This is a genomic window from Roseibium sp. (assembly GCF_025698965.1).
Taxonomy (GTDB): Bacteria; Pseudomonadota; Alphaproteobacteria; order Rhizobiales; family Stappiaceae; genus Roseibium.
In genome coordinates, this window is record NZ_JAILWL010000006.1 from 21,132 (window position 1) to 36,798 (window position 15,667).

General features: G+C 56.6%; 16 protein-coding genes. All 16 read left to right on the top strand.

Features of this window, described 5'->3' with window-relative positions:
- Positions 1 to 64 precede the first annotated feature (64 nt).
- The 16 genes from K5905_RS01130 (at position 65) to nusA (ending at position 15,647) form a co-directional block, all read left to right on the top strand.
- Positions 65 to 559, top strand: a complete 495-nt coding sequence (locus K5905_RS01130; RefSeq protein WP_297579202.1) for a universal stress protein — start codon at positions 65 to 67, stop codon at positions 557 to 559.
- 178 nt (positions 560 to 737) lie between these two features.
- On the top strand, positions 738 to 1,295 hold the full coding sequence (locus K5905_RS01135; protein WP_297579205.1) for a NifU family protein: 558 nt from the start codon (positions 738 to 740) through the stop codon (positions 1,293 to 1,295).
- A 176-nt stretch (positions 1,296 to 1,471) separates the two neighbouring features.
- A complete protein-coding gene (tsaB, locus tag K5905_RS01140) occupies positions 1,472 to 2,149 on the top strand; it encodes a tRNA (adenosine(37)-N6)-threonylcarbamoyltransferase complex dimerization subunit type 1 TsaB (protein WP_297579208.1) in 678 nt (225 codons plus the stop codon).
- A complete protein-coding gene (gene rimI / locus K5905_RS01145) occupies positions 2,146 to 2,634 on the top strand; it encodes a ribosomal protein S18-alanine N-acetyltransferase (RefSeq protein ID WP_297579211.1) in 489 nt (162 codons plus the stop codon). Before tsaB ends, rimI begins: the two co-directional genes overlap by 4 nt.
- Positions 2,635 to 2,679: 45 nt before the next feature.
- Positions 2,680 to 3,129, top strand: a complete 450-nt coding sequence (locus tag K5905_RS01150) for a Fur family transcriptional regulator (protein ID WP_297579213.1) — start codon at positions 2,680 to 2,682, stop codon at positions 3,127 to 3,129.
- Positions 3,122 to 4,006, top strand: coding sequence for a 1-acyl-sn-glycerol-3-phosphate acyltransferase (locus K5905_RS01155; protein ID WP_297579216.1), 885 nt, complete (start codon positions 3,122 to 3,124; stop codon positions 4,004 to 4,006). Before K5905_RS01150 ends, K5905_RS01155 begins: the two co-directional genes overlap by 8 nt.
- A 127-nt stretch (positions 4,007 to 4,133) precedes the next feature.
- Positions 4,134 to 5,609: a tRNA (N6-isopentenyl adenosine(37)-C2)-methylthiotransferase MiaB gene (miaB, locus tag K5905_RS01160; protein WP_297579218.1), complete on the top strand. Its 1,476-nt coding sequence runs from the start codon at positions 4,134 to 4,136 to the stop codon at positions 5,607 to 5,609.
- A gap of 84 nt (positions 5,610 to 5,693) precedes the next feature.
- Positions 5,694 to 6,755 carry a PhoH family protein gene (locus tag K5905_RS01165; protein WP_297579246.1) on the top strand — a complete coding sequence of 354 codons (1,062 nt, stop codon included), beginning with the start codon at positions 5,694 to 5,696 and terminating at the stop codon, positions 6,753 to 6,755.
- Positions 6,756 to 6,770: 15 nt separating this feature from the next.
- The gene (gene ybeY, locus K5905_RS01170; RefSeq protein WP_297579221.1) at positions 6,771 to 7,286 is read left to right on the top strand and encodes an rRNA maturation RNase YbeY; all 516 of its coding nucleotides are present in this window, start codon (positions 6,771 to 6,773) and stop codon (positions 7,284 to 7,286) included.
- Between the two features lie 39 nt (positions 7,287 to 7,325).
- Positions 7,326 to 8,528, top strand: a complete 1,203-nt coding sequence (locus K5905_RS01175; protein ID WP_297579224.1) for a transporter associated domain-containing protein — start codon at positions 7,326 to 7,328, stop codon at positions 8,526 to 8,528.
- Between the two features lie 219 nt (positions 8,529 to 8,747).
- Complete coding sequence (lnt, locus tag K5905_RS01180; protein ID WP_297579227.1) at positions 8,748 to 10,364, top strand: apolipoprotein N-acyltransferase; 1,617 nt, start codon at positions 8,748 to 8,750, stop codon at positions 10,362 to 10,364.
- 192 nt (positions 10,365 to 10,556) lie between these two features.
- A complete protein-coding gene (locus K5905_RS01185; protein WP_297579229.1) occupies positions 10,557 to 10,961 on the top strand; it encodes a helix-turn-helix transcriptional regulator in 405 nt (134 codons plus the stop codon).
- 112 nt (positions 10,962 to 11,073) lie between these two features.
- On the top strand, positions 11,074 to 12,246 hold the full coding sequence (gene metK, locus K5905_RS01190; protein ID WP_297579232.1) for a methionine adenosyltransferase: 1,173 nt from the start codon (positions 11,074 to 11,076) through the stop codon (positions 12,244 to 12,246).
- 104 nt (positions 12,247 to 12,350) lie between these two features.
- Positions 12,351 to 13,037, top strand: a complete 687-nt coding sequence (locus tag K5905_RS01195; RefSeq protein ID WP_297579234.1) for a tRNA (guanosine(46)-N(7))-methyltransferase TrmB — start codon at positions 12,351 to 12,353, stop codon at positions 13,035 to 13,037.
- A 279-nt stretch (positions 13,038 to 13,316) separates the two neighbouring features.
- Positions 13,317 to 13,910: a ribosome maturation factor RimP gene (gene rimP, locus K5905_RS01200; RefSeq protein WP_297579237.1), complete on the top strand. Its 594-nt coding sequence runs from the start codon at positions 13,317 to 13,319 to the stop codon at positions 13,908 to 13,910.
- Between the two features lie 75 nt (positions 13,911 to 13,985).
- Complete coding sequence (nusA, locus tag K5905_RS01205; protein ID WP_297579240.1) at positions 13,986 to 15,647, top strand: transcription termination factor NusA; 1,662 nt, start codon at positions 13,986 to 13,988, stop codon at positions 15,645 to 15,647.
- The last annotated feature ends 20 nt before the right edge of the window (positions 15,648 to 15,667 follow it).

Here is a 15,667-nt window from a genome sequence, read left to right on the forward strand (position 1 = left end):
ACCGGTATCGCGAGCGGCAATTTAGCCGCTTGCGATGCGTGCGTACCGATGGCAGCATGCGCCCATGGTAGCTATTCGAAAAAGTAACGAGGAAGGCCACCGCCGGAAGTTTCTGGTTGTGGTCGATGAGACGCCCGAATGTGACCGGGCGATCGTTTATGCCGCCAAGCGGGCGGCACGCACCGGGGGCGTTGTCACACTGTTGTTCATCATCGCTCCGGGCGACTTCCAGCATTGGCTGGGAGTTGAGGACATCATGAGGGCTGAAGCCCAGGAAGAAGCTGAGGCTACGCTCGCCAAGGCTTCCGAACGCATTCGTTCTGTTGCGCGGACTGAGCCTGAAACAGTGGTGAGGGAAGGGTCGGCGGCTGAAGAAATCATGGAGTTGATCGAGGCGGATGCCGATATCGCGATCCTGGTTCTGGCAGCCAGCACAGGGTCGGAAGGGCCGGGTCCCCTTGTCTCCTCCATTGCGGGAAAGGCTGCAGGAACGTTCCCGATTCCCGTAACCATCGTGCCGGGCAATCTGGATGATGATTCAATTTCAGCCCTAGCATAAGAACGCATGGAACTCAGTGGTCCCGGCTTGACCGGCCTGGATCTGCACCTATCTAGTTTTTAACTGTTCCAAACTGCTGAAAGATAGGTTAGAAGGATCCATCGGTGTTTTGCGATGAGGGAGACGCGCAAGGCACGCAGTCAATTGGACGCGTTGTTGAGACGCAAGGACAAAGACAATGTTCATTCAAACGGAAGCTACTCCGAATCCGGCCACGCTGAAGTTTCTGCCGGGCCGGGTGGTCCTGCCGGAAGGCACATATGATTTCCGCTCGAAAGTGGATTCAGGCGCTTCGCCGCTTGCTGAAAAACTGTTCGAAGTGCCAGGCGTTGTTGCCGTGTTCTTCGGTCATGATTTTATCACGGTGACGAAAGACGAAACCGACTGGCAGCACATGAAGCCGGCAATACTTGGCGTCATCATGGAGCAGTTCATGTCCGGGCAGCCGGTCATGGCGGCAGGCGAGTCGGAAGACATTGAGGAAGGTGAATTCTTCGAAGAAAGCGACACGGAGACGGTCAATACGATCAAGGAACTCCTGGAAACGCGCGTTCGTCCTGCTGTCGCTCAGGATGGTGGTGACATCACTTTCAAGGGGTTCAAGGAAGGTGTTGTCTATCTTTCCATGCGCGGTGCCTGCGCAGGATGCCCTTCTTCCACGGCGACGCTGCAGCACGGTATTCAGAACCTCCTGCGCCACTTCGTGCCGGAAGTCGAGGAAGTCCGCCCGATCTGATCGGATTTTCATATTCTTGAACAAAGCCCGGCGGAATTGCCGGGCTTTTAATATTTCGGCCCTGCTTTCTCTGTGGAAGGCAAGCCCCCCATTCGACGTAGGTCCAAAGCTCGGCTCGACTTGAGGCGCGCGTCGCGGTAGTGGCAATAGGTCACTTGCGAGTTCAAAAATCCGAAATGCGCGTTCTTGCCATCGATACAGCTCTTGCCAATTGTGCCGCCGCGGTCCTCGACAACGGCGAGGACACCGCTTGCTTTGAAGCATTTGGTGAGGAAATCGGCCGGGGACATGCGGAACGCCTGATGGATATGATCGGCGAAGTCATGGCTGAATCGTCGACGGCGTTTTCGGATCTGGATCGCGTGGCGGTCACCGTCGGTCCCGGCAGTTTCACCGGTCTGCGCGTCGGTCTGGCCGTTGCGCGTGGCTTCGGTCTTGTGCTCGGAAAACCTGTCGTTGGGATAACCACGCTTGCTGCCATAGCAAGGTCATCTGCCCCGGGAGATGCCGGAGCACCGTTGCTCGTCGCGCTGACTGGCAAGGGTGAAGAAGTGTATTGTCAGGAATTCACCGCGTCCGGGGACCCAATGGACGAAGCCGGGGTCCGGACATTGACAGATCTTGCAGCGACCTTGCCTCAGCGCATAAGGTTGGCAGGGTCGGCAGCCGAAAGAGTTGCCGAGGCACTGGATGTAAAGTCAGAACAGATTTTGTCGCACAGCGGCTATCCGGGCATTCGGGATGTTGCCGAACTTGGATTGACCGCTGACCCGGCAATTTCATCTCCCTCGCCGCTCTATCTGCGGCCGCCCGACGCGACGCCGCAGACCAAGGGAAGGATCGAACGGCAATGAGTTTCTGGTGGTTCTGGACCCAGCCGCCGGTCGTTGAAGAGGCGTTGGACGAAGATCTGCCAAAGATTGCCGAAATCCAGTCCTCCTCTTTCAAGCACAGTTGGAATGTGGATGAGTTGGCCCGCATGAAGGCACAGGACGGTGTCATCATGCTGGTGGCCCGCCGTGCAAGCCCTTATGGGACGCGTGCACCGCTTGGTTTTGTCATCTTGAGAACGGCAGCCGACGAGGCGGAAGTGATCACGATCGCAGTCCACCCCCGCCAACGCGGCCGCGGTATCGGCAAGAAGCTCATGGAAGCCGGACTTTTCCGACTTTATGCGGAGCGATGTGATCATTTGTTTCTGGAAGTGGATGCGTCCAATGAGGCCGCGCTTCTGCTTTACCGCGGGTTGGGTTTCAAAGAAGTTGGGAAGCGCAAGGGCTATTACAGCGACAGTGGAGGAGATGGTACGGCGCTTGTCATGCGCATCGATCTTCGCTAAGCGCTTTAGGGCAATTTCTGACAACAAGCACCGGACGGCGTTTCAATGGTGGAAGATCGGCAATCATCGCTAGTGGATCTGTGTATTGCAAAGGGCATGCGCATGACCGAGCAGCGACGTGTCATCGCCTCAGTGATTGAAAAGGCTTCAGAAGAGCACCCGGACGTCGAAGAATTGTATCGCCGGTCTGTCGCGATCGATCCGGGGATCTCCATTTCCACCGTCTATCGTACTGTGAAGCTGTTTGAAGATGCCGGCATGATCGAGCGTCATGACTTCCGCGATGGCAGGTCGCGCTATGAAACCGTTCCCGACGAGCATCATGACCATCTGATAGACCTGCGCAGCGGCCAGGTTATTGAGTTCCGTAACGAGGAAATTGAGGCGCTTCAGGAATTCATTGCCAGGAAACTGGGATACAAGCTGGTCGATCACAGGCTTGAACTCTATGGTGTGCCACTCGATCCATCGAAGGACAAAAAGGACGATGGCTGAGATCAAGGCCGGTTTCATCATCTTTGTTCTGACCATTGTTTCACTGGTCCTCATTCCACTGCAGTGGATTGCGATAAAACTTCGACTTCCGATCCAGAAAAAACTGCCGCATGTCTGGCATCTGATCGCGACCCGCCTCGTCGGGATACGCATTCAACAAATCGGTCAGCCTACAGTCGACAGGCCCGTACTCATCGCCTGCAATCATGCGTCCTGGGTCGACATCACCGTCATTGGCTCTTTGATGCCCCTGTCATTCATCGCCAAGTCGGAAGTCTCGGGATGGCCGATATTCGGACTTTTCGCAAAACTGCAACGCACTGTCTTTGTGAACAGAACCAAACGGTCCGAAACAGCACAGGTTGCCGACGCCATTGCGGAGCGCATGGCAGAAGGGGACGCAATGGTGCTGTTTGCGGAGGGAACATCGAATGACGGCAACTGCGTTCTTCCGTTTCGTTCAGCCCTCCTTGGAGCTGCAACCAGGGCGGTCGGCCAGGAAAACGGATCGAATGTCTGGGTACAGCCTCTGTCCATCGCCTATCAGGGTTTTTACGGTCTGCCGATGGGCAGGGCTCATCGCCCCCATGTCGCCTGGTATGGCGACATGGAACTGGCCGGACATTTGTGGGGCATATTCACCCGCGGAGCGCTTGATGTCGTTATCCGCTGGGGGGAACCGGTTCTTGTCGACCGCTCCACTGATCGAAAGGCTCTTACCCGTCGATTGGAGGCCGAGGTAAGGGCCATGACCGTTGCATCGCTGCTGAAAAAGCCTGTCGAGAAGCCGGAATCCGTCGAGGGCGGAGATTCAGGTGATTTCGAATCACCGGAGTTCTTCTCAAACGAGGAAAAAACCGTTAAAGCTGGCGCCTGAATTTGGAATACTGCCGCCAGTAAAGGCTGTGCACGAAACGAGGCGCAAGACGGACAAGAAAGAACACCGTCGCCAGGGCACTCGATATCAGGACAACACGGCCGCAAAGAACGGCCATGAGGAGCGAATGACAAGCCGCCCGGAAGCAGAACAGGAAACGACCCCGTCAGCCGTTGCCTTGAAAGAAAATAAAGCCAAAGAGAGCGGCGCCAACACCCGCAAGGTGTTTGTGCGCACCTATGGCTGCCAGATGAACGTTTACGACAGTGAACGCATGACCGACGTGTTGGCCCCAGAAGGGTTTCAGTCGACGGACGACATGGAAGACGCCGATCTGGTCATTCTCAATACCTGCCATATTCGCGAAAAGGCTGCCGAAAAGGTTTATTCGGAACTGGGCCGTATTCGGAAGGTGAAGGAAGAACGTGCCCGATCCGGCAGGGAGATGATGGTCGGTGTTGCTGGCTGTGTTGCTCAGGCGGAAGGTGAGGAAATCTCCCGGCGAGCACCGATTGTCGATCTGGTTGTCGGTCCGCAGAGCTATCATCAGCTGCCCTCGCTTCTGGACAAGGCGCGACAGGGAACGAAGATCGTCGAAACCGAATTCGATATCGATGCGAAGTTCAATCATCTGTCGGAACGTGCGGAAAAACCGGTTCGGAAGCGTCCGCCCGCGGCTTTTCTGACGGTGCAGGAAGGGTGCGATAAATTCTGCACTTTCTGCGTTGTGCCCTATACCCGCGGTGCTGAAGTATCCCGTTCGGTGGAGCAGATCGTCAGCGAAGCCGAAACAATGGCTTCTGGCGGAGTTCGCGAAGTCACGTTGTTGGGTCAGAACGTCAACGCCTATCACGGCGAAGCATCCGATGGAGCTACCTGGGGCCTTGGGCAATTGTTAAGGCGGCTTGCCGAGATCGAAGGCCTTGACCGGCTGCGCTATACGACAAGTCACCCCCGCGACATGGATGATGATCTCATTGAGGCGCATCGGGATTTGAAAAGCCTGATGCCTTACCTGCATCTGCCTGTACAATCCGGGTCCGACAAGATCTTGAAATCGATGAACCGGCGTCATACTCGCGACGATTATTTCCGGCTGCTCGATCGTATCCGCGAAGCATCCCCTGATATTGCGCTCTCAGGTGACTTTATCGTGGGTTTCCCGGGGGAAACGGATCAGGATTTTGAAGATACGATGGATCTGATCCGGCGTGTCGGCTACGGCTCCGCGTTTTCCTTCAAATACAGCCAGCGTCCCGGAACGCCGGGTGCTACAATGGATGACCAGGTGCCTGAAGATGTGAAGTCCGCGAGGCTGGCAGAATTGCAGGCGCTGGTGAGCGACCAGCAGAAGGCCTTCAATGCCTCCAGGCTGGGCATGACTTGTGACGTCCTTTTGGAAAAGAAGGGCCGGAACGCAGGGCAGCTGGTCGGCAAATCACCCTGGTTACAACCGGTGCAGATTGATGCGCCGGAACATATGATCGGCAGCATACAAGCGGTGGAAATCGTCAAGATCGGATCTAATTCGCTGTTCGGGAGGCTGAATGCCGGGCAAGATGATACTGCTATTTCCGGGGCCATCCCGGCCTCGGCGGTCTAAAGGAGACGTCATTTGACGCGCGACAGCCAATCTTCTTCCCGTAAGTCTTCGGACCAATCCGGTCCTGCCGCTTCTGCATCTGACATGACCCATATTGTCCTGGCATTTGAAGACAACCGGTTGATTGGTGACCTGTTCGGGCAGTTTGACCAGAACCTGGCGCTGATCGAACAGCGCCTTGGGGTCGATGCCATTGCTCGGGGCAATCAGGTCACGTTGAAAGGACCGCAGGCCGGTTGTGCTCAGGCACGCACCGCGCTTGAGGCTCTTTACCAGCGTCTGCTGCAGGGACAGGAAATCCACCCCGGCGATGTTGACGGGGCCCTGCGCATGGCTGCTGCGGCCGAAGCCCAGTTGCCGCTGCCGACATTGGAGCCAAAATCCCGACTGGCATTTGCGCAGATTGCCACGCGTCGCAAAACGATTGTGGCCCGGACGCCAACGCAGGACGCCTATATCCGGTCCATGGACCGGGCCGACCTGATCTTCGGCACCGGACCTGCGGGAACCGGTAAAACGTTTCTGGCGGTCGCCTATGCCGCAGCCCTGCTGGAACGTGGTGATGTTGCACGGCTCATCCTGTCCCGGCCGGCGGTTGAAGCCGGCGAACGCCTGGGCTTTCTGCCGGGTGAAATGAAGGACAAGGTCGATCCCTATCTGCGCCCGATTTACGACGCTCTCTATGAGATGATGCCGGCGGAGAAAGTGGATCGCGGATTGCAGTCCGGTATGATCGAAGTCGCGCCTCTTGCGTTTATGCGCGGACGTACCCTGTCGAATGCCGTGGTTCTGCTCGACGAAGCGCAGAACACGACGTCGATGCAGATGAAAATGTTCCTGACGCGCCTTGGCGACGGCTCGAAAATGATTGTCACCGGTGATCCGAGCCAGATTGACCTGCCAGCAGGCCAGAAGTCGGGTCTCAGAGAGGCTTTGGGGCTTCTGACGGACATTCCGGCTGTGGCGCATATCCGTTTCAACGAGACGGATGTTGTCCGTCACGAGCTGGTTGGACGCATCGTGACCGCATATGACAATGCGTCGCGGGAGGAATCCGAAGCCCGCGAACGCCGGTATGCCGAACGCCAACCGGAAGCGGATCAGGGGGGCAATCCCCCGCGCAGCCGGAAAGCCGCAGCCCAATGAACAACGTGAAACCCGATGTCTGAAACCTTGCCGGAAGGGTTCGTCGTCGACCTCACTGTCGAGGCGGGAGACTGGCCCGAGGAGCGTTGGCTGAAGGATCTGGCCGCGCGTGCGATCTCGGCCGCTTTTTCGAATGCGGATCTTGAAGTTGTTGAAAACACGGAAGTTTCACTTCTTTTTACCGATGATGCGTCCATTCGAAAACTGAATAAACAGTGGCGGGACAAGGACAAGCCAACGAATGTTCTTTCCTTTCCTGGCAGCGACCCGCAGGGGGAAGTCTATGGTCCGCTTCTGGGTGATATCGTTTTTGCCCGGGAAACCGTTGTCAGGGAATCAGAAGAGATGGGAGTTGATTTCTCCGATCATCTTTCCCATTTGACCGTTCATGGTTTGCTTCATCTTTTCGACTATGATCATCAGGAAAATGAGGAAGCAGAGCTGATGGAAAGCCTTGAGAAAGCCATTTTGGCTGTTATAGGCATCGGTGACCCTTACGCGGACAGACCTCTTGTGGCTGACGGCGATTAAGTGGCATCATGGGGCATATAGTTCTTATATTGATGGATGATGAGCGCAGTTGAACCGCAAAGTCCGGCAAGCGAGCCGAAGGCCGCAACCGCCGGACAGTCTCAGGACGGGGAAGACCCGCAACAGACGAAGCCGCAGCGATCTGCGGCCCTTCTTGAAAATCTCAAACGCGTCCTGCGCTTGGGCCGACAGTCTTCGAGCCTACGCGAGAATCTGCAGGATGAGCTCGCACGCGAGGTCGGCGGTGACGCGGCTTTCTCGCCGGAAGAGCGCATGTTGCTTGGCAACATTCTGCGTCTGCGCGAACTCAGGGTCGATGATGTGATGATCCCTCGGGCCGACATCGACGCCGTTGACCTGGACACCAGCCTCAGCCGGGTGATGGAACTGTTCCAGAAGAGCGGCCATTCCCGCATGCCTGTTTACGAGGATACCCTGGACGATCCGCGCGGCATGGTTCACATCAAGGATCTGATGGCGTTCATAGCCGAACGTGGTGCATCACGCCGCATTGCAACTGCTGTGGACAACAGCACTGTGGAACTTGCAGATCCCAGATCAATGGAAAACGGCGTGAGCCGCAAGGGGCACAACCTTCCGGACCTGGATTTGTCCTGCGTCGATCTGTCGGTCACGCTCAAGGAAACCGATCTGCTCAGGGATCTGTTGTTTGTTCCTCCGTCCATGCCGGCAACCGATCTGATGGCCAAGATGCAGGCCGGTCGGATCCAGATGGCGCTTGTTATCGATGAATATGGCGGCACCGACGGCCTTGTCTCTTTGGAGGATCTGGTCGAAGAAGTCGTCGGTGATATCGAAGACGAGCACGATGAAGACGAAGAAGAGATGCTCGCCACGGCAGGTGACGGTATCTGGATTGCTGATCCGCGTCTCCCGCTGGAAGATCTGGACGAAGCGCTTGGAACGCATCTGGCGAAAGACAAGGTTTCCGAAGATGTCGACACGCTTGGAGGGTTGCTCTACGTGTCCGTCGGCAGGGTGCCTGTGCGCGGGGAACTTGTATTCGTTCCGAATGAAGTTCCCGGTTACGAATTTGAAATAATGGACGCCGATCCGAGGCGAATCAAGCGCTTGAAAATCCGTCGTCGACGGGCTGAAACCCGGCAGCAGGATTTGCGCAGGCGTCCGAAGCGACCCGGCATGCCGTCAAATGATGCTTTAGGCGAAGCGGAGACGGACCCGACGTCCGATCGCTCTTCGGTGTCTGTGAGAAGCTCCTGATATCAAGACAGTATTCAGGTCCGGGGCGTCCGCTGCGGCGTCGGCGCTTTTGATCGATCCTGTGCGGGATCGTTCGCAGGAGCGACGGGCGCCGCATAGGCATTGCTCGACCGCCGACAGACGATTTTGTGCGTGGCCGTCAGCATTTGACAATAAACCTTGACCGGCCAGTCGCGAGCCGCCAATCCTCCTGACCTGTAATACAAGGGATTGGTAATAATGAATACGTTTCTGGAACGGCTGTCGGTCCTGCCAAATACATTTTTATTGGCATGGGGCTGGCAGCGCCGGTTGCTATGCGTGATTGTCGGTGCGCTGACCGCGTTCGCATTGCCTCCATACGGCTTCGCACCGGTTCTTCTTCTGACCTTTCCCTGCCTTGTCTGGATGCTCGATGGCGCCATTGAGCCGGGACCGGGCCGGTTGCTCAGACGAGCTTGGGCGGGATTTGCGTTCGGTTGGCTGTTTGGCTTCGGATATTTCCTGTCCAGCCTTTGGTGGATTGGGTCGGCCTTTCTGGTGGAGGCGGAAAAATTCGCCTGGCTGATGCCATTTGCAGTTCTGTCCATGCCGGTCGGTCTTGCTCTTTTTACCGGTCTCGGCGTCTCGATTGCCGCCTTGTTCTGGAGCGACCGGTTCCACAGGATCTTGCTGCTCGCAGCGGGCTTGACCCTGTCGGACTGGTTGCGTGGTCATGTGTTGACCGGGTTTCCCTGGAACACGTTCGGATATGGAATTGCCGACTATCTGTCGTTGGCGCAGTCTGCCAGCCTGGTCGGTATTTACGGCCTTACGTTTCTGGTGGTGGCGATTTCTTCGGCGCCGTCGGTGCTGGCGGATTCAAAACCGATGCGCCACAGACTGGCCGTCGTGGCGGCGGCGGCCGCGGTCCTTGTCCTGATGGCAGGCTTTGGCGCGGTACGTCTCGTAACGACGGAACAGCGCTTCGCCGATCTGGATATACGGATCATTCAACCGTCAATCGACCAGCAGGACAAATGGCGGCCGGAGCTGCGCGACGGGATCTTTCAGACCTATCTGGACATGACCGCAGCGCCGCTGGGAGGTGCAGCAAGGATCGGTCAGTCGCGGCTGGTGATCTGGCCGGAGTCGGCGTTGCCGTTTCTGTTGACGCAGGAGCCGGGTGCGCTCTTCAGGATCGGCAAGGTGCTTGGTGCGGAGACCGAACTTGTCACGGGTGCCATTCGAACTGAAGCCAGCCCAAGGGGGACCGATTACTTCAACAGCGTCTTTGCAATTGGCAACGATGGTACCGTGCGCGGAATTTATGACAAAGTCCGCCTGGTTCCCTTTGGTGAATACGTTCCACTAAGGGGACTGCTGGAGCGGCTCGGCATTTCAAATCTTGCCGGGCCAATTTCCGGTTTTGAACCCGGGTATCAAAGGCGGTTGCTGGAAACCTCCGGCGGTGCCGGGTTTTTGCCGTTGATTTGCTATGAGGCGATTTTTCCGGGAGCGCTTTCCCGGGCACACGGGGACGCTGCCTTTTTGCTCAACGTCACCAACGATGCCTGGTTCGGACGCACGCCGGGGCCGTATCAGCATTTTGCTCAGGCACGCTTCAGGGCAATTGAATCGGGGCTGCCTTTGATCCGGGCGGCAAACACGGGAATATCCGCAATCGTAGATGGTACGGGTGTTGTGGTTGAAGAACTTGCGATTTTTGAAAAAGGGATAATTGACGGAAAGTTACCTCAAAAGATTGCAAAACCCCTCTACAGCACAACTGGGGATCTACCAGTCCTGATTATTTCAGTTTGTGTATTGGTATTTTCATCAATAACGAGATACAACCGAGACTCGCGCATAAATTGATATTTTTTATTTGAGTTGAGTGAAGAAAGTGTGATACAACCGTGAAATAGCAGATTGAAAACTGCTTCATGTGCAAGTGGTGGGTTGCGGGCAATCTTCCTATCTCTTGGGTCTTTGTGGGAGGACACTAGGGCGCTTGTGCAGACGAAACGAGCGGACATTCGCCGCAAGAAAAAAGAAAGAGCGACGCAGATGCCCAGTAAGAAGTCTCCAAATCCGATCGATATTCATGTTGGCAGCCGTGTCCGTCTGAGACGGATGATGCTTGGCATGAGCCAGGAAAAACTGGGTGAGGCCCTCGGCATCACCTTCCAGCAGATTCAGAAATACGAAAAAGGCACCAACCGGATCGGCGCTAGCCGGTTGCAGCACATCGCCACAATCCTGAAAGTGCCGGTTTCCTTCTTCTTTGAAGACGCGCCGGGAACACCGGAAGAAGCAGAAGGCTTCGGAGAAACCCAGCCGACATCCTATGTCGTCGATTTCCTGTCTTCTTCCGAAGGCCTGTCTCTCAACAAGGCGTTTGTACGTATCGAAGACCCGAAAGTCCGCCGCCGGATCGTTGATCTTGTCCGGTCCCTGGCCGGTGATGACTGATAAATTTCGTTCTCACGCTTGACGTGACGATAAACTTCTAAGATTGATGCAGCAGAAGCGGCGATGTCATTCGCCGCTTCTGTCTTATTCATTCCCAGAAGGACGATCGCCAATGGCACGTCAAAATTATCTCTTCACTTCAGAATCCGTGTCCGAAGGACATCCTGATAAAGTTTGCGACCGTATTTCGGATGCAGTCGTCGACGCATATCTGCGTGAAATGCCGGAAGCCCGTGTCGCCTGTGAAACGCTGGCAACGACCAACCGCATTGTCATCGCGGGCGAGACCCGTGGTCCTGCAAGCATCACAAACGAATACCTTGCCCATCTGGCCCGCATGGCGGTGAAAGACATCGGTTATGAGCAGGATGGTTTCCATTGGGAAAACTGCGATATCGCCGTCCACCTGCACGCACAGTCAGCGCATATCGCACAAGGCGTTGATGCGGGCGGCAACAAGGACGAAGGTGCTGGTGACCAGGGCATCATGTTCGGTTACGCCTGCCGTGAAACCGAAGAATTGATGCCGGCGCCGATTCTCTATTCACACAAGATCCTTCAGCTTTTGGCCGAGGCCCGTAAATCCGGTAAAGAACCGGTTCTTGGTCCGGACGCAAAGAGCCAGGTGACGGTTCGCTACGAAAACGGCAAACCTGTTGGCGCGACATCCATCGTTCTGTCGACTCAGCATCTGGACCCGGCCTTGACGTCCTCCGACGTCAAGAAAATCGTTGAACCCTATATTCGCCAGGCGCTGCCGGAAGGTTGGATTTCCGGTGAGACGGCCTGGCACGTGAACCCGACCGGAGCTTTCGTGATTGGTGGTCCGGACGGTGACGCGGGTTTGACCGGTCGAAAGATCATCGTCGACACCTATGGTGGTGCCGCACCCCATGGCGGCGGCGCCTTCTCCGGCAAGGATCCGACCAAGGTGGACCGCTCCGCGGCCTATGCGGCGCGCTATCTGGCCAAGAACGTTGTTGCTGCCGAACTTGCCGACCGCTGCACTATTCAGCTGTCATACGCCATCGGTGTATCGGATCCGCTGTCGGTCTATGTGGATCTTCACGGCACCGGACGCTGCGATGAGGCGCGGCTGGAATCCACCTTGCGCGACGTGATGGGGCTGAGCCCGCGCGGTATCCGCGAACACCTCAAGCTCAACAATCCGATCTACGAGCGCACCGCTGCTTATGGTCACTTCGGGCGCAAGCCGGATGCTGATGGTGGGTTCTCCTGGGAGAAAACCGATCTGGTTGACGCGTTGCGCCCACTTGCCGGATAAGCAATCCGGGTAAGTGGTGCCGCTTATGTGGTGCCGCAAAGTGGTGAATGACAGGATGTGAAAGAGATCGCCGGTCAAGTACCGGCGATCTGCAGTTTAAGAAGATGACAGACCGATACGAAGGTTCCTTTTTCGGCCGCCGCAAAGGCAAGCCGCTCAGCCCGCGCCGAGAGGCGCTGATGGAAAACGAGTTGCCGCGCCTGGCATTGGATCTGACCAAACCCGCCCCGGGGGACGTGAAGGATTTGTTTGATGCGGATGTGAAGACGGTCTGCCTGGAAGTCGGTTTTGGCGGCGGTGAGCACTTGCTGCACAGAGCCCGCACTTCGCCGCAAACCGGATTTATCGGCATTGAGCCCTTTGTCGGCAGCATGGCGAAGGCTGTCACCGCCGTGGTCGAGGAGGGGCTGCAGAATGTCCGTCTCTATGATGATGATGCGGTCAACGTTCTGGACTGGTTGCCGGAGGCATCTCTTGATCTCGCCTATCAGCTTTATCCGGATCCCTGGCCGAAGAAACGCCATTGGAAGCGCCGCTTCATCAATGAGCAGAACCTGTCCCGCTATGCCCGTGCGATCAAGCCGGGCTGTGAGTTCCGCTTTGCCAGCGACATCGACACATATATCGACTGGACCCTGCGCCACTGCCGGGACCACGAGGCCTTTGAATGGCAGGCGGAAACCGCCGGCGACTGGCAGACACCCTGGGACGGCTGGCCCGGAACTCGTTACGAGGCCAAGGCGGTCCGGGAGGGCCGCGTCGGCCGTTATCTGACCTTCCTGAGAGTTTGAGGAATGCCGGTTTCCGGTGCTTGGGGCATCGCGCGGTAACTTCTTTGAGGGATTCGGATTGAGGCTCTTGCCTTTTTGCCAGCTTTGGCGTTATACAGCCGGTGTTTCACCTCAAACGGCTTATCTGAGCATTTTGAGAGTGGGCCCAACGGGGACCCGCTCTTTTTTGCTTAATCAGAGGCCGAAACTGATGAATCAAGCAGGATTGCCTTATGTAAATCGACAATCAGGCGCATCTGATGCTTAAGAACCGGAAACGGTTTTAAACAGGAGCCAAGTGTGAGCGCACACGAACCTAGAATTGTTACGGAACAAGGGCTGGATGCCCGAGTTGCAGCGATTGTGGAGCCGGTCATTGAAGATCTCGGCTATCGTCTCGTGCGCACCAAGATCAGCGCGGCCAATGGCTGCACGCTGCAGATCATGGCTGAGCGACCTGATGGCACCATGACGGTTGAGGATTGTGAAACGATCAGCCGTGCGGTTTCTCCTGCTCTTGATGTCGAAGACCCGATCAATCGGGCCTATCATCTTGAAGTCTCTTCTCCGGGAATTGACCGTCCTCTTGTTCGTGAAGGCGATTTCAATCGCTGGTCCGGACATGAATTGAAGGTCGAGATGGCCGTCATGGTCGATGGCCGCAAACGGTTCCGGGGAACCTTGCTTGGCGCGGAAAACGGGACAGCGAAAGTGCGTTTGCCCGATTCCCGCGAGGGTGAAGACGATCTTGCAGCCTTGCCGTTGGAAAACATCGGCGAAGCGAAACTTGTCCTCACCGACGATTTGATTACCGCAGCTCTCCAGGCAGAAAAGGCGGCGCTGGCCGCCCGCGGCCAGGAAGAGGAACTGACACAGGACAACACGCCCAACTAGGCATAAGGCTTAGCGGCAAAAGGAAACGCGCCGATAAAGACCGGAAGACGGCATTTGGCGCAAGAGGAGTGGAATATGGCAATCAGCGCGAACCGGTTGGAACTGCTGCAAATCGCTGATGCGGTCGCACGGGAAAAATCGATCGACCGGATGATCGTCATCAACGCGATGGAAGATGCGATCCAGAAGGCGGCCCGCTCCCGCTACGGCACGGAGACGGAAGTCCGTGCCGAGATCAATCCGAAGACCGGTGAGATCCGCCTGCAGCGTCTGCTCCAGGTTGTTGAAACGGTCGAAAATGTCTCCACGGAGATTTCCCTGGCCGATGCGCAGGCCCGGAACCCGGAAGCGAGCCTTGGCGACTTTATTGCCGAGCCGCTGCCGCCGCTCGACTTCGGCCGTATTGCCGCACAGTCCGCAAAACAGGTGATCGTGCAGAAAGTGCGCGAAGCCGAGCGTGACCGCCAGTATGAAGAATTCAAGGATCGCGTTGGCGAAGTCATCAATGGCGTCGTCAAACGTGCTGAATACGGGAATGTCATTGTTGATCTTGGTCGCGGTGAAGGCATCGTGCGCCGTGACGAATTGATTCCCCGTGAAATTTTCCGGACCGGTGACCGCATTCGCGCCATTATCTACGATGTCCGCCGCGAGCAGCGTGGACCGCAGATCTTCCTGTCACGGACCCATCCGCAATTCATGGCCAAACTGTTCGCTCAGGAGGTTCCTGAAATCTACGACGGTGTCATCGAGATCAAATCGGTTGCACGTGACCCGGGATCTCGCGCAAAGATCGCCGTTATTTCCAAGGACAGTTCCATCGATCCGGTCGGTGCCTGTGTGGGTATGCGCGGCAGTCGCGTTCAGGCTGTGGTCGGTGAACTGCAGGGCGAAAAAATCGACATCATCCCGTGGAACGAAGAGCCGGCGACATTCATCGTCAATGCGCTGCAGCCTGCGGAAGTGGCCAAAGTCGTGTTGGACGAAGACGCGGAACGTATTGAAGTTGTCGTTCCCGATGACCAACTGTCTCTTGCGATCGGCCGTCGTGGTCAGAATGTACGTCTTGCCTCTCAGCTGACCGGCTGGGCCATCGATATCATGACGGAGCAGGAAGAATCCGACCGCCGTCAGAAGGAATTCCAGGAACGCTCCAACCTGTTCATGGAAGCACTCAATGTCGACGAGATGGTTGGCCAGCTGCTGGCGACCGAAGGCTTCACCTCCGTTGAGGAAGTCGCCTATGTGGAGATCGAGGAAATCTCCATGATCGAGGGCTTCGACGACGACACGGCAGTGGAAATTCAGGCGCGTGCGCGGGATTATCTGAATGAGCTGGAAGCAAAGCTCGACGAAGAGCGTCAGGCGCTCGGTGTTTCCGATGAACTCCGTTCTATTGATGGCCTGACGATGGCCATGCTCGTTGCTCTGGGCAAGGACGAAATCAAGTCGATGGAAGATCTTGCGGGTTGCGCCGCCGACGACCTTGTCGGCTGGACCGAACGCAAGGATGGCGAGACCAAACGTTTTGAAGGGTCTTTGTCCGGCTTCGACGTTTCCCGGGCAGATGCGGAAAACATGGTGATGGCAGCACGTCTGGCGGCAGGCTGGATTACCGAGGAAGAACTGGCAGCACAGGCTGCGGCGGCAGAGGAAGACGAAGACGAAGAAGAAGTCGTCGAAGAAGCCGAAGCCGTTGAGGAGGAAGCACCGGCCGGTGCCATCCTGAACGGATAAGAACGAGGGCGGAAACCTTC